We start from the raw sequence: 16,195 nt of genomic DNA on the forward strand, positions 1-16,195 counted from the left end.
GGCCGAAGCGCCAGACCTCGGTCCCACGAGGTCGTTGGACCTTGTACCCTGTCCCGTTGTTCACAGAAAAATCTAACCTGAGCCCATAGGAGCCATCCGACGCGGACAGCTCGCAAAAATTTCAACGGCTCGGCCGCCGCGGCGGACCGTGCGCCACAACAGGTGAGGCCGCCATGGTTGCATACATCAGGAGCGATCTGGATTTCATTCTCGCGCAGATCAAGGTCGCGGAGAAGCACGCCGCCTATATCGTCAATCCGCTCGACCCGAACGCCGCGCCGCTCTACGGAGCCGGTCTGGCCGGCCAGGTCGGCTCGGTCCCATCCTACAACCTCAGCATCGGCCTTCGTACCGTCGACGGACAGAACAACAACCTGCTGCCCGGCCAGGAGAAGTGGGGCGCCGCGGACATGCCGTTCCCCGAACTGCTGGATCCGACCTTCAGGCCCGCGGAAAACGTACCGGGCAATTTCCTGCCGCCGGGCGCGCCCGCCGTGCCGACGTCTTACGCGCCGTCCAACAACCCGGGTTCGATGGTGTTCGATTCGAGCCTGCGCACCATCTCTAACCTGATCGTCGATCAGACGCTCGCCAACCCGGCGGCGATCATGAAGGGCCTGCAGTCCGGCGGGATCGTCGAGGCCACGCTGGCTAACGTCGCCCTCGTGCAAGATATCTACAACGCCTTCAAACCCGCGCTCGACGCCGAGTATCAGGCCCGCGTGGTGATGCAGAACGCCAAGGCGGCGGCGAACCAGCTGAGCGACGGCGACGAGTCCACCGTTCCCGGCGCGGCCGAACAGGCGGCGATCGACGCCTTCGCGGCGGCCACGGCGGCGCACAACGACGTACTCAACGATCTGGCGGTGGCGCGCGCGGTCCGTGATGCGGGCCTCGAGCCGTTCGGGATCACAATGGACGGCGACAACGTCCAGGTCGTCAACGTCTCTCCGGACGTCGGCCTGTCGGCCCCGTTCAACTCCTGGTTCACTCTGTTCGGCCAGTTCTTCGATCACGGTCTGGATCTCGTCAACAAGGGCGGCAGCGGCACCGTGTTCGTTCCGCTCCAGCCGGACGATCCGCTGTACGTGCCGGGTAGCCCGACCAACTTCATGGTCCTGACCCGCGCCACCGTTAGCCCGGGCGCCGACGGCGTCATGGGGACGGCCGACGACGTGCGTCCCGTCAACACCACGACGCCGTTTGTCGACCAGAACCAGACCTATACGTCGCATGCCTCCCACCAGGTTTTCCTGCGCCAGTACGCGCTCGACGCCAACGGCGTCCCGCACGCTACCGGCAAGCTGATCGAGGGCGGCGGAGACCAGCCGGGCGGCATGGCCACCTGGGGCGAGGTCAAGGAACAGGCCAAGATGCTCGGCATCCTCCTGACCGACCAGGACGTCGGCGCGGTGCCGCTGCTCCGCACCGACCCGTACGGCAACTTCATTCCGAATGCCGCGGGCTTCGCCCAGGTGATCACCGGCGTCGGCGCCGACGGCATTCCGAACACTGCGGACGACATCGTCATCTCCGGCACCTCGACGGCGCCGGTCAGCGTCGCCACCGCGATCCGTATCAACGCCGCCTTCCTTGCCGACATCGCGCACGACGCCGTGCCGAACGGCATCGCCGACGGCGACATTGAAATCGGGCTGCTCAACCCCGGCAACAACCCGGCGGTCTACGACAACGAACTGCTGGACGCCCACTTCATCGCCGGCGACGGCCGCGCCAACGAGAACATCGGCCTGACCGCGGTCCACCACATCTTCCACTCCGAGCACAACCGGCTGGCCGAGCACACCAAAGAGATCGTCCTGGCCTCGAACGACCTGGCCTTCCTCAACGAATGGCTGGCCGTCGACCTCGCCGCACTGCCGACGACGCCCGCTCAGATCGCCGCCCTCGTCTGGGATGGCGAACGCCTGTTCCAGGCCGCCAAGTTCGGCACCGAGATGCAATACCAACATCTCGTCTTCGAGGACTTCGCCCGCAAGGTGCAGCCCAACATCGACTTCTTCGTCGTGCCGGACGGATACCACGCCGACATCAATCCGAGCATTGTCGCCGAATTCGCGCACGTGGTCTACCGCTTCGGCCACTCAATGCTGACCGAGACGATCGACCGGCTCGACCCGACCTTCACCAACGACCAGATCGGGCTCATCGAGGCCTTCCTCAACCCGATCGAATTCGACTCGGGCCACACTGTCGCGGACAGCGTCGCCGCCGGCAACATCATCCGCGGCATGACGCGGCAGGTCGGCAACGAGATCGATGAGTTCGTCACCAGCGCGCTGCGCAACAATCTGCTCGGGTTGCCGCTCGATCTGGCTACCATCAACCTTGCGCGAGGACGCGATGCAGGCGTTCCGTCATTGAACGTTGCGCGCCGCGACTTCTTCGAGGCCAGCAGCCACGCCGAAGAGCTGCGGCCCTACGCGAGCTGGGTCGACTTCGCGAGCCACCTCAAAAACGAGGCTTCGATAGTCAACTTCGTCGCCGCCTACGGAACGCACACGCTGATCACCGGCGAGACGACGGTCGAAGGCAAGCGCGACGCGGCCATGGCGCTGATCTTCGGCACCAGCTTCGGCGACGTCGTCGTTCCGACCGACCCGGCCGAGCTCGCGGCATTCAATGCCGACCGCATAGCCTTCCTCAACGCGACCGGCATCTACGCCGGCGGCTCGCTGGGCGGCCTCGAGAACGTCGATCTCTGGATCGGCGGTCTCGCCGAGAAGGTCATGCCGTTCGGCGGCATGCTGGGCTCCACCTTCAACTTCGTGTTCGAGGTTCAGCTCGAAAAGCTGCAGGACGGCGACCGCTTCTACTACCTGCAGCGGCTCGACGGGCTGCATCTGTTGTCCGAGATGGAGAACAACACCTTCGCCAAGGTAATCGGCCTCAATGCCGACGCCGGCCATCTGCCTTCGGACGTGTTCTCCACGCCCGGCCTCATCCTCGAAGTCGACCAGACCCGGCAATGGAATCCGGGGCTCGATTCGGCCGATCCGACCGGTGGCACGATCCTGACCCCGCTGGTCCTGCGCGACAACCCGGCGACCGATGGAGCCGAAGCGAACTACCTGCGCTATACCGGCGCCGACCACGTCCTGTTGGGCGGTACCGACCAGGCCGACACGCTGATCGCCAGCGAGGGTGACGATACCCTCTATGGCGACGCTGGCAACGACCGCATGGAGGGCGGCGCCGGCAACGACCAGTACATCGGCGGCGACGGTGATGACATCATCACCGACCAGTTCGGCGACGACATCATGCGCACCGGCCGCGGCCACGACGCGGTCAACGCCGGCCAGGGCGTCGACCTGATCGTCGCCGACGAGGGCAATGACTTCATCGTGCTCGGCGCCGACAGTCTCGATGAGGCCTTCGGCGGGGTCGGCAACGACTTCGTTCTCGGCAGCAAGACCACCGAGCAGACGCTTGGCGGCGAAGGTGACGACTGGATCGAGATCGGCGCCTGGACCGGCGCGGTCGGCGACAATTTCGACGACCAGTTCCAGCTCGATGCCGTCAAGGGCCACGACGTGTTCCACGGGGACGGCGGCTTCGACGAATTCATCGGCGAAGGCGGCGACGATATCTGGTTCGGCAGCCTTGGTCGCGGCAAGTTCGACGGCATGTCCGGCTACGACTGGACGACCTACGCCAACATGAACCTGGCGGTCGACGTCGACCTCAACCGGGTGATCCTGCCCGGTCTGCCGGTGCTTCCGGGCAACGCGGCGCTCGACAGTTTCACCCAGGTCGAAGGCGCGTCCGGATCGGCCCACAACGACGTCATCCGCGGTTCCGACGTCACCGCCGACCTCGTGCCGACCGAAGGCTTCCGCGGCAGTGCCCTGGATGCCGAGGGCATCGCCCTCATCACGGGCCTGCAGGCGCTTCTCGCCGGCGCGGGACCGGCCTCGTTCGATGCCAACGGCAGCTTCGTCGGCGGCAACATCCTGCTCGGCGGTGCCGGCAGCGACCTCATCGAAGGCCGCGGCGGCGACGATATCATCGACGGCGACCGATGGCTGCGGGTGCGCATCGCGGTGATGTCCGACTTCGACGAGAACGGCCCGGTCGGCAACACCGTGCTCGAGTTCCACGACAGCATGACGACTCTGGTCCAGAAAGTGTTCTCGGGTCAGATCAATCCCGGCCAGCTCAAGATCGTCCGCGACATCGTCTCCGACGGCGCGGCGGCATCGGACATCGACACCGCAGTCTACTCCGACGTCCGCGCCAACTATTCGTTCTCGGCGCGCGCCGACGGCACCCTCGTGGTCTCCAACACCGGCGGCCTCGATCCGCTCGAGGGCACCGACCTGCTGCGCAACATGGAGAGGTTGCAGTTTTCCGACGGCACTCTCGGTATCGTCGTAGGCACCCCGTTCAGCGACAATGGCCTCGCACCGCAGGGCCCGCCGTCCGACAACCGTCCCGTGCTGAACGGTTCGGCGACCGACGACATCATCGTCGGCCTTGCCGGAGCCGACGTGCTCAACGGTCTCGGCGGCAACGACATCCTGGTCGGCGGTCCGGGTTCTGCGACGGGAACGATTGCCGACAACTTCAATTCGGGCGGCTATGCCGGCAACGATGGTAACGCTGCAAACTTCGCCGGAAACTGGACGGAAAACGACAACAACAGCGCCACGAGCGGCGACATCGAAATCGATGGCAATCGCCTTCGTTTCAACGAGACCGTCGATGGCGGCGAAACCATCGAACGCTCGATGAACCTGGCGGGGGCCACGGCCGCAACGCTGTCCTTCAGCTACGAGGACGACAATCTCGGCGCGGGCCAGAGTGTCATCGTCGAGGCCCGCAACAGCGGCAGCGGCGCCTGGGAAGTTCTCGGCACGCTCGGCAGCACCACCGCGACAGGCAACGGCAATTTCAGCGCGACGCTGACCGCTGCCCAGATCGGCGCGAACTCGGGAATCCGCTTCCGAACAACCGGCGACGGCAACAACTGGGACAACGGTGACAATTTCTACGTCGACAACCTGACGATCACGATCGTCAGAGCCGGCCTCAACGGCGGCGTTGACACCCTCAACGGCGGTCTCGGCAACGACACCTACGCGTTCGGGCTCGGCGACGGCAACGATCTCATCAACGAAGCTGTCAATGCCGCCAGCGGCGGCACCGCCGACCGCATCTCGATCCAGGCTCCGAACGCGGTCGACGCGTCCGGTCAGCCTATCATCGATCCGGTGACCCTGCTTCCGGTACCGACGATCACCGCGCTGGATGCCTTCGACAGCAGCACCGCGACCCAGACCGGCGACCTGGTCATCAATTACAGCCTACCGACCGGGCCTACGGGATCCGTCGCCCAGTCCATCACAGTGGCAGGCCACTTCACCGGCAACAACGCGCAGACCGGCGTCGAACGCATCAACTTCAACGGCGCGACTTTCGCCGGCTATGCGCTCGGCGCGGAGGATTACTTCATCAGCCGCTCCGATCCGGCCGACCGGGCAGGCGGCGGCGTCGACATGTCGCTGAATGCGGTGACCAACGCTCAGGCCAACTTCGTGGTGGGCGAGCAGGGCGTCGACGACGAGATCACTGGCGGCGGCCTCAACGACCTGATCTTCGGCGGCACCGGCAACGACGACCTCGTCGGCGGGCTCGGCGACGACCTCCTGGTCGGCGGTGCGGGCAACGACGATCTCGACGCCCGGCTGAACCTCGCTGGTGACGACTTCGAAGGCGCCATCGGCGCCGACACGATGGTCGGCGGTGCGGGCAACGACACCTACGGCATCGACGATCTGCTCGATGTCGCGATCGAGGCCCAGGACGAGGGCACCGACACCGTCGAGACCTTCCTGGCCGAGCTTTCCATCGCGAACATGGCCAACGTCGAGAACCTCACCTACCGCGGCGTCGACGCCGACCAGTTCATCGGCACCGGCAACGCCGGCAACAACGTCATCACCGGCGGCGATCTGGCCGACACGCTGAGCGGCCTGGCGGGCAACGACACCCTGAACGGCGGTCTGGGCAACGACACGCTCGACGGCGGCGACGGCAACGATACCCTCAACGGCGGCGACGACGTCGACACGCTGACAGGTGGGATCGGGGCCGACACCCTCAACGGCGGAGCCGGGGCCGACGTCATGGCCGGCGGCGCCGACAACGACATCTACGTCGTCGACGATGCCGCCGACGTGGTGACCGAACTTGCGGCCGGCGGCACCGACACGGTGCAGTCCTCGGTCTCCTACACAGTCGGGGCCGAAGTCGAGAACCTGACGCTGACCGGAGGCGACGCCATCAACGGCAATGGCAACGCGCAGGCCAACACCATCGCCGGCAACGGCGCCAACAACCAGATCTTCGGCGGTGGCGGCAACGACACCATCGATGCCGGCAACGGCACCGACCTGGTCGACGGCGGTACTGGCGACGATACGCTGAGCGGAGGCACCGGCGGCGATACCGACACCATCATCGGCGGCGCCGGCAACGACACCATCAACGTCAGCGATGGCAACGACGTGGTGGTCTACAACGCCGCCGGGTTCGGTGCCGATACCATCACCGGCTTCGACTCGACCGCGGCCGGGGGCCAGGACCTGATCAACCTCAGCGCCCTCGGCATCACGGCCGCCAACCTGGCGACGCGTGTTGTCGAGACCCAGGTGGGCGCCAATACCGTGCTCACGGTCAGGGATGCGTCCCTGGCGACGATCGGCACCATCCAGGTCAACAACACGACGACGGCCGCGATCGACGCGTCCGACTACGTCCTAGCGCAGGCCGCGCCGGCGCCGTTCGGCACGGCGAGCGCCAACGCCGACGTCATCACCGGCAACGGCGGTGCCAATCTCATCGACGGCCTCGGCGGCAACGATACGCTGAGCGGCGGTGGTGGCGACGATGTCATCCTCGGCGGCGAGGGCGCGGATACCCTCAACGGCGACGACGGCAACGACACGTTGACCGGTGGCACCGGCAGCAACAACGGCGCCTACGTCGACAGCTTCGGAGCGGCGTCGTATTCGAACAGCAACGGCACGCTAGCGTTCACGGGAAACTGGACCGAAGGCGGCGGCGAGACGACTAGCCCGACAGCAGGCGACATCTCGATCACCGGCGGCCGCCTTCAGTTCAATCAGGGCGTCGATGGCGGCGAGACGATCGAGCGCGCCGTCAACCTCGCCGGCGCGACCGCGGCGACGGTGTCGTTCACCTACGAGGACGACAATCTCAACGGCGGCCAGACCGTCATCGTCGAGGCACGGAATGTCAACACCAACGCCTGGGAGGTCTTGACCGGCGGAACGCTGGGAGGCGGTGCCAACGGCACCTTCAACTTCAGCGCCGCCCTGACGTCCGCCCAGATCGGCTCGAACTCGGCCATCCGCTTCCGGACTACCGGCGACGGCAACAACTGGGACAATGGCGACAACTTCTACGTCGACAATTTCACGGTCAACGTCACCGCGCCGGGCCTCAACGCCGGGGCAGACACGGTCAACGGCGGTGCGGGAGACGACACCATCGTCTGGAACGCCAATGCGACGGCGGTCCCGACCGATGGCCGCGACATCGTCAATGGCGGCACCGAAGGCACCGCGGGCGACACCTTCGTCATCAATGGCAACACCTCCAGCGAGGCCTACACGATCTATACGTTGGCCGCCTGGGATGCCGTTGCCGGCAACGACATCGCGAGCTTCGGCGGACGTACGCCGGAAATCGTCATCACCCGAGGCGGTTCGGCCTTCGCCAACGTGATCGCGGAACTGAGCGAGATCGAGGAGATCCGCATCAACGGCATCGAACCGACTGGAGCGACGGGCGGCGCGGGAGCAGGCGATACGTTCACGGTCGTCGGCGACTTCACCGCGACCAACCTGCGCCTCAACACCATCACGATCGATGGCGACGAGGGCGACGACACGATCGACATTTCGGCCCTCACCTCGGCCCATCGCATCGTGTTCAAGTCCAACGGCGGCAACGACACCATCATCGGCGCCCTCCAGGCCGAGGACGTGATCGAGCTTCCGGAAGGGGCGGATCCGGCGACCTACCACCTGGTCGAGAACCAGGACGGCACCAAGACCATCTCGAACGGAACCCATTCGGTCACCTTCTCGGGCATGGTGCCGCCCCAGTTCGAACCCAATGAGCCGGACGAGGACGACGAGGAAGAAACCGAAACGCCGAACGAGGATGACGAGACGCCAACCGCGGGCGGCGACGACGAAGAAGAGACCGAGACCGCAACCGACGGCGTGGTCCGGAACGGCACGGCGCAGTCCGATACGCTGGTCGGCACACCCGGCGACGACAGCATCGTCGCCTTCGCAGGAGACGACATCGCCGTCGGCCATGCTGGCGCCGATGCGATCTCGGCCGGCGAGGGGGCCGACTTCGTCAACGGCGGTGCTGGCCGGGACGTGATCTTCGCTGGCGCGGGCGACGACCACGTGTTCGCCGGAGCCGACGCGGACATCGTCTACGGCGATGCCGGGGCGGACCGCATCTTCGGCGATCAGGGCGACGACCTGATCAACGCCGGTGCGGGCGACGACACCGTGTTCGGCGGGGCCGGCAACGACCTGATCGTGGCCGAGATAGGCGATGGCAACGACGCCTATTTCGGCGACGAAGGTGCCGGTGGGTCGGGCACCGACACGCTCGACATGTCAGCGGCGAGCACGGCCGTCACCGTCAACCTGGGTTCCGGCCCGCTCGCGAACGGCAGTGCCTCGAGCTCGCAGACCGGCAACGACACGCTGTGGGGCATCGAGAACGTCACCACCGGCTCCGGCAACGACGTCATCGTCGCCGGCACTGCCGCCAACGTGATGAAAGGAGGGCTCGGCGACGACACCTTCCGCTTCAACTCGGTGGAAGCGGCCAAGGGCGACACCATCGTCGGCTTCGAGCCGGGAGACCGCATCGACCTCAGCGGCATCGACGCGAACTACGCCGCCGACGGCAACCAGAGCTTCACCCTGGTTTCCGATGCCGCGTTCACCGCGGCCGGGCAGCTCGCGGTGAGCTACGAGACCCACGACGGTCAGGAATTCACCGTCATCCAGGGCAACGTCGACGGCAACGCCGCCGCCGACTTCAAGATCGAGATCGCGGGCCACCAGAACCTCGGTTCCAACGTCACGCTCTAGCCTCACGACCCTATGCCGGAACGGGAGACCATCTTCCCGTTCCGGCCAGATTTCCGTTCCTCGCACCTGAGGGCATCCAAACAAATGGCTAAACCGAAAGAGCTCACACCCGCGAAGCGCCGGCGCCTCGCCGAGCTGACAAGGGGCTTCCGCAGCATCGTCCTGTTTCTCTTCGTGGTCTCCGGCATGATCAACGTGCTGGCGCTCACCGGCTCCGTCTACATGATGCAGATCTACGACCGCGCGCTGACCAGCGGCAGCATCCCCACCCTGGTGATGCTCTCGGTGCTCGCGATCGGGCTCTATCTATTCCAGGGTGCCTTCGACGTCGTCCGCTCCCAGGTGCTGGTGCGGGTTGGCGCCCGGATCGACCGCAAGATCGCGCCGCTGGCGCATCGCGTCGCCATCGACATGCCGCGTTTCGGCTTCTCCACCTCCGAAGCGCTGGAGCGCGGGCGGGACGTCGACACCGTCCGTGGCTTCCTCGGCAGCCAGGGCCCCTCGGCGTTGTTCGACCTGCCCTGGATGCCGATCTATCTGGCCTTCATCTACTTCCTTCATCCGATGCTCGGCGCGTTGACCTTCGCCGGCGCGCTCGTCCTCGTCGTGCTCACCGTGGTCAGCGAAGTCATGACCCGCCGTCTCATCGTGTCCACGCGCAAGGCGGCGACGGAACGCAACGGCATCGCCGACTGCAACGCGCGCAACGCCGAGGTGCTCAAGGCGATGGGCTTCGCAGGCCGCGCCGTCGGCCGCTTCAACGAGGCCAATGCCGAGCATCTCGATCTGCAGACGAGGGCCAACGACATCACCGGCGGATTCGCCGCGGTTTCGCGTGTGCTACGCATGGTGCTGCAGTCGGCCCTGTTGGGGCTCGGCGCCTACCTCACCATCAAGGGTGAGCTTTCGGCTGGCGCCATCATCGCGGTCTCGGTCGCCTCGGCGCGCGCGCTGGCCCCCGTCGATCTCGCGATCGGCAACTGGAAGGCCTTCATCGCGGCGCGGATGGCCTACCAACGGCTGCGCGACACCGTCATCGCACTCGCCTCCGCCGACGAGCCGATGCGGCTACCCGACCCGACCGCCCGCCTCTCCGTCGAGAAGATCACCGTGGCGGTCCCCGGGACCGGACAGGTGGTGCTGAGCGAAGTCGCCTTCGAGCTCGAGGCCGGCCAGGCGCTCGGCATCATCGGCCCCAGCGCCGGCGGCAAGACCACGCTGGTGCGTGCGCTAACCGGCATCTGGCCGGCGCTGCGCGGCAGCGTGCGGCTCGACGGCGCCGACTTGACCCAGTGGCGCGAGGACGACCTCGGCAGGCACATCGGCTATCTCCCCCAGGAGGTCGCGCTGATGGACACCACCATGGAGGAGAACATCTGTCGCCTCGAGCGCCAGCCCGACTCCCGCAAGGTGATCGAGGCCGCCAAGGCGGCCGGCGTCCACGAGATGATCGTCAGGCTGCCGGAGGGCTATCGCACCAGGTTGGGGCCGCAGGGCTGCGCGCTTTCCGCAGGTCAACGCCAGCGCATCGCGCTGGCGCGCGCGCTTTACGGCAATCCCTTCATGGTGGTGATGGACGAGCCCAACTCCAATCTCGACGGCGAGGGTGAGGCGGCGCTCACCGCGGCGATCGAGGGCATTCGCGCTCGCGGCGGCATCGCCATCGTGATCGCGCACCGCCCGAGCGCGCTGGTGGCGGTCGATCTCGTCGCCATCGTCCAGGCCGGCCGCATGGTCGCCTTCGGCAAGAAGCAGGACATCATGACTCCTGTCCTGCAGCCTTCCGCGCCAACCCCGGCCGGCACGATTCCCGTAGAAGCCCAAATGCGGAGGCCTGCATGATCAACGTCCAGGCCACCCGCAAGTCCACCGTCGAGACTGCCCCCGGCCGCGAGGACTACGAAGAGAAGCAGGATCGCAGCCGCCGCTTCGTGCCGCTGATCTTCTTGCTCATCGTCGGATCCTGCACAGCCTACCTCAAGAGCTTCCTGCCAATGAAGCTGGGGGCCAGCGAGGACCGTGAAAAGGTCCGCGGCTCGGGCGAGGAGGAGAACCTGAAGGAGGACGCGCTCGCGGCGGCCGAGGAAGCCGCGGAGGAGCAGCCTGAGCCGCCCCGGTCGTCGGGCTGGACCGAGGAGGGCAGGATCGTCGCGCACGCCGAGGAGGAGCGCGCCGTAGGCGGCGGTGCGACCGATTTCAGCGCCCGGGCGCGCACCGACAAGCCCGAGCTGAACAACAAGGGGTCCGGCGCGAGTCCGAAGGTCGCCAACGACAACCACCGGCCTCGCCAGGAGGACCCCGCGGCTGGCGGTGGCGGTGGTGGAGGAGGTGGCGGCGGAGGCGGAGGAGGTGGCGGCGGCGACAGACCGCGCGACCCGCCGGCGCCGGATCACCGCAACCGCGCGCCCCGCGTCTCGGGCGCGGTGCATCTTCCTGACGTGGTGGCCTGCCATGGGCTGGCGATATCGATGGCGGCGCTGCTGGCCGGCGCCACAGATGCGGACGGCGACAATCTGACCGTGGTCGGCATCTTCTCCTCCTCCGGCACTCTGGTCCGCACCGAGGACGGCTGGGAATTCGACCGCGCACCGAACATGCTCGGCGAGGTCAAGCTGACCTACGCGATCAGCGACGGCTCCCACATCGTCATGCAGACAGCCTACTTCAATGTGGTTGAGGCGCCGCCCATCGTCGGGACCGAGAGCGACGACATCCTGCTCGGCACCCAGTGCGCCGAAACCATCGCGGGACTCGGCGGAGACGACAACATCGACGCCAGAGGCGGCAACGACCGGATCTCGGGCGGGGCCGGCGACGACCATATTTTGGCGGGCGCGGGCCACGACGTGGTCTATGCGGGCGACGGCAACGACACCGTGTTCGCGGGCACGGGCAACGACGTGGTGTTCGGCGGCACCGGCGACGACCGTCTGTGGGGCGACGAAGGCGACGACACCCTGCTGGGTGAGGAGGGAGACGACCACCTCGACGGCGGCGCGGGCCGCGACATTTTGCTGGCGGGAGCCGGCGACGACACCCTTGAGGGCGGTGACGGCCACGACCATCTCGACGGCGGCGAGGGCGCCGACCGGATGTCCGGCGGTAGCGGCAACGACATCATCGCCGACGGCGGCGGAAACGACGTCGCCACCGGCGGCGCGGGCAACGATATCGTAATGGCGGCCGCCGATGCCGCGGACGACGGCTTCGCCGGCGGCGCCGGCGTAGACACGCTGGACTATTCATCGGCTACGCGTTCGATCAGGGTGGATCTGGGCTCGGGTACCGCCTCCGGCACTGACATCGGCAACGACGCGATCGCGGAGTTCGAGATCGTCATCGGCGGCGCGGGCGACGATACCCTCACGGCCGCTGGATCGGCTTCGGTCTCGATCGACGGCGGCGGCGGAAACGACGTCGTGGCCGGGGGCGCCGGCGACGACACGCTGACCGGCGGGACTGGCAACGACACGATCTCGGACGGCGGCGGATCTGACACGGTCGCCGGCGAGGCCGGAAACGATCTGGTTCTCGCTGTGGCCGATGCCGCGGACGACAGCCTCGACGGCGGTGCCGGGACCGACACCCTCGACTATTCCTCGGCCGTCAAGAAGATCGCCGTGAATCTCGCCTCGGGCCGGGCCTTCGGTGAGGACATCGGAGAGGACGCGATTGCAGAGTTCGAGATTGTCGTCGGCGGCGCGGGCGACGACGTCATGACGGGGAGTGCGGGAGCCGACAGTCTCGCCGGCGGGGCCGGCAACGACATCATCGCCGACGGCGGCGGAGCCGACAAGGTGGACGGCGGCTTCGGCGACGACGTCGTGCTCGCGTCGGCCGACGGCACCGACGACGCCTATGATGGCAATTCGGGCCAGGACACCCTGGACTATTCGGCGACCACCGTCACCGTCACGATCGATCTGCGCAGCGGCACCGCCATGGGACGTGAGATCGGCAAGGACCTGATCGATGGCTTCGAGGTGATCATCGCGGGCTCCGGTGACGACGTGATCATCGCCGGCGGCGGCGCGGTGGTCCTGACCGGCGGCGCCGGCGATGACTGCTTTCAGTTCCAACGCGGTGATGACGGCGCTCAGCAGCAGGACGTGGTCAAGAAGATCACCGACTTCACAATCGGCGACAAGATCGTGGCCGCGACCTATCAGATTACGATCAAGGAAGGCTGCGACGCCGAGGAGCAAGTCGCTGACCTGTTTGAACAGATCTACCTCGACGAGAACCACGGCGGCCACAATCGCCAAGTGCGCTTCCGCTTCGAGGAACTCGCCGAGGGCAAGTACACCGCCATCGACGTCGATTACGGCAACGACGACGCAGACGGCATGACGATCGAAGTCGCCGGTCACCACCATCTGCAATTCTCGTCGATTCATTCCTGAGGTGAAGCCATGAAGCATGTCGCCGCATCTGAATTCGCCCGCTTGGAGCATCCGGCTATCGACGCGCCCCGCGAACGGCCGTTGCGGCTGTGGCCGCGCATCGTCGCCGGCCTCGTGCTGAGCGCGCTACTGGTCGCCGGTTGCGGCGGCTGGGCCGCCTGGGCGATGTTGGAGGGCGCGGTGGTCGCCGCCGGAACGGTCAAGGTCGACCAGAACCTCAAGGAGGTGCAGCACCGCGACGGCGGCATCGTCAAGACACTGTCGGTGCGCCAGGGCGACCAGGTTCGCGAAGGCCAGGTGCTGGCGACCCTCGATGACGTCCAGATCAAGGCCGAGCATCTGATCGTGCGCGCGCAGCTGGTCGAGGCGCTCGGGCGCCGCGCCCGCCTGGTGGCCGAACGCGACAACCTGACGTCCGTCGAGTTTCCCGGCGACATGCACGCGTTATTCCCTTCGACCGCCGGATCGGTGATCCACGGCGAGGCCCGTCTGTTCGCCGGCAACAAGACCGCGCGCGACAGCCAGAAGGAACAGCTCGAGCTCAGCATCGCCCAAACCGGCGAGGAGATCAGGGGCATGGCGGCCCGCCTCGCCGCCAAGGAGGAGGAAGGTAAGCTCGTCGGTGCCGAGCGCGAGAAGCTGCAGTCGCTCTTCGAGCGCAAGATCGTCGAGTACCAGCGCGTTTATACCTCCCAGCGCGACTACGCCCGCATCATGGGCGAGCAGGGCGAGATCCAGGCGAGCATCGCGCGCGCCAAGGTGAGGACCAGCGAGATCCGCGTGCAGATCATCGCCGTGGACCAGAACGCCTCGACCGAGGCCCAGAAGGACCTGCGCACAGTGGAGGCGCGCATCGCCGAGCTTCAAGAGCGCAAGCTCGCCGTCGAGGACCGGCTGTCGCGCACCGAGATACGTTCCCCGGCGTCCGGCTACATCAACGAACTGTTTGCCTACACGGTGGGCGGCGTCATCACCCCGGCGGCCAAGATCGCTACCGTGGTGCCGGAGAACGCCGACCTCAAGTTCGAGATTCGCATCTCGCCGGCCGACATCGACCAGGTGAGGGTTGGACAGCCGGCGCGCATCCGCCTCTCCGCCTTCAACCGCGCCACCACGCCGGAGCTGAAGGGCAAGGTCGCGATGGTGTCGCCGGCCTCGGCCCGGGATCCGTCCAACGGCCAGGAGCACTACATCGCCCACGTCCGCCTGCTTCCTGTCGAGGAGGACCTGATCCAGCACAAGGGACTGAAGCTCGTTCCCGGCATGCCGGCGGAGGTCTTCGTCTCGACCCAGGAGCGCACCGCGGCCTCCTATCTGGCCAAGCCCGTCATCGACCAGATGACACGCGCCTTTCGGGAGCGCTGAGCATGACGCATTCTCCCGCCGACACACCGACGACGGCATCGACGGCCGAGGTGGTCGCCGGGGTTTTTGCGGTAACCCTTCCGGGTAAGGGGGGCGTCGAAAGCCGCGAATCGGCGGCAGTTTCGGCCGTGATCTCCGGCCTAGCGCTGCAGCCCGGGCATCTTGCCACACCGTCGGAATTTCCCGGGACGAACTTTACGACTTGCTGTTTTCTTTCGGGTCCGGGGGTTTTGCTTTCCTCGTCAATGTCTTGGACCGCCGTTTCCCGGAGGCGGAACTATTCATGATGCCTTTTTAGGGTGGGTTTGATGAGCGATATTTCGATCGCGATTGTCGAGGACCAGCCTTTGATGATGACGGCCCTCACGACCTTTCTTTCGACGCCGACCGATTTCAAGATCGTCGCCTTCGGCGCCACCGCCGCCGACATGATCCGGCTGGCCCGTTTCCATGTCCCCAGGCTGATGATTCTGAGCCCCTCCGTCCCCGACGAGACCTACGACGCCATCCGCACGATCCGCAACGTCCTGCCTGCGATCAAGATCGTCGCCTACACCTCCCAGCACGGCGTCGACCATGCCGTCCGGGCGCTCGACGCCGGCGCTCACGGCTACGTCCTCAAGCGCTCCTCGGCCGACGAGTTGATGGCCGCCGTCCGGGCCGTGCTGAAGGATGAGACCTATATTACCCAGGGCTTTGCGGTCCGGGTGATCGACGCGCTCCGCAACACCGACGTCCGCCACCGCGTCGCCGAGGCCATCAAGCTCAGTCAGCGCGAGGGGCAGATTGTCCGGCTGCTGCTGCGTGGCATGACCAACAAGGAAATCGCCGCGACGCTTCGCATCACCGAGAAGACGGTCAAGCACTACATGACCGAGCTGATGCAGAAGATGCAAGCCAGGAACAGGGTCGAGGTCATCATCGCCGCCCAGAGGATGTCCGAGTACCGACTCCAGTCGCTCGACGCCTGAAACAGGAAAAGGATTCGCGCTGCCCGCCCGGCCGGTTTAGTCCTTCGCCCGAATCCTGTTCGTATCCGACTTCAATGTCGTTTTCTGTGCGCATGGCGGAGGCGACGACTCCAGCGACACGCCTTCATGCTGGCGTGGCCGACGAGCAAGCGAGCCGGGCAGGGCGGCTATTTCGGGATTGGTTTGCGGTAACCTCTATACTTCCCGCGGTCGGGCATCGTGTTTGTTCGGAGTATCATGCGCCTCTTGGAATACGCGATCGGTAGCGGCCGGAACGCGA

5 protein-coding genes are annotated in these 16,195 nt (G+C 66.4%); all 5 read left to right on the top strand.

Annotated elements, in window-relative coordinates:
- Nucleotides 1-173 precede the first annotated feature (173 nt).
- The 5 genes from QJT78_RS25220 to QJT78_RS25240 all read left to right on the top strand — a co-directional run bounded on the left by QJT78_RS25220 (nt 174) and on the right by QJT78_RS25240 (nt 15,915).
- Nucleotides 174-9,176 (top strand): peroxidase family protein, encoded by a 9,003-nt coding sequence (locus QJT78_RS25220; protein ID WP_049807668.1) that lies wholly within the window; start codon nt 174-176, stop codon nt 9,174-9,176.
- Between the two features lie 84 nt (nt 9,177-9,260).
- Nucleotides 9,261-11,018, top strand: a complete 1,758-nt coding sequence (locus QJT78_RS25225; RefSeq protein ID WP_028150092.1) for a type I secretion system permease/ATPase — start codon at nt 9,261-9,263, stop codon at nt 11,016-11,018.
- Nucleotides 11,015-13,579, top strand: coding sequence for a cadherin-like domain-containing protein (locus QJT78_RS25230; RefSeq protein ID WP_212480903.1), 2,565 nt, complete (start codon nt 11,015-11,017; stop codon nt 13,577-13,579). The genes QJT78_RS25225 and QJT78_RS25230 overlap by 4 nt, the downstream gene beginning before the upstream one ends.
- A gap of 9 nt (nt 13,580-13,588) precedes the next feature.
- Nucleotides 13,589-14,944: an HlyD family type I secretion periplasmic adaptor subunit gene (locus QJT78_RS25235; RefSeq protein WP_028150090.1), complete on the top strand. Its 1,356-nt coding sequence runs from the start codon at nt 13,589-13,591 to the stop codon at nt 14,942-14,944.
- Nucleotides 14,945-15,252: 308 nt separating this feature from the next.
- On the top strand, nt 15,253-15,915 hold the full coding sequence (locus tag QJT78_RS25240; RefSeq protein ID WP_028150089.1) for a response regulator transcription factor: 663 nt from the start codon (nt 15,253-15,255) through the stop codon (nt 15,913-15,915).
- The last annotated feature ends 280 nt before the right edge of the window (nt 15,916-16,195 follow it).

The sequence above is a fragment of the Bradyrhizobium sp. Mp27 genome, from assembly GCF_029953005.1.
GTDB classification, from domain to species: domain Bacteria; phylum Pseudomonadota; class Alphaproteobacteria; order Rhizobiales; family Xanthobacteraceae; genus Bradyrhizobium; species Bradyrhizobium barranii.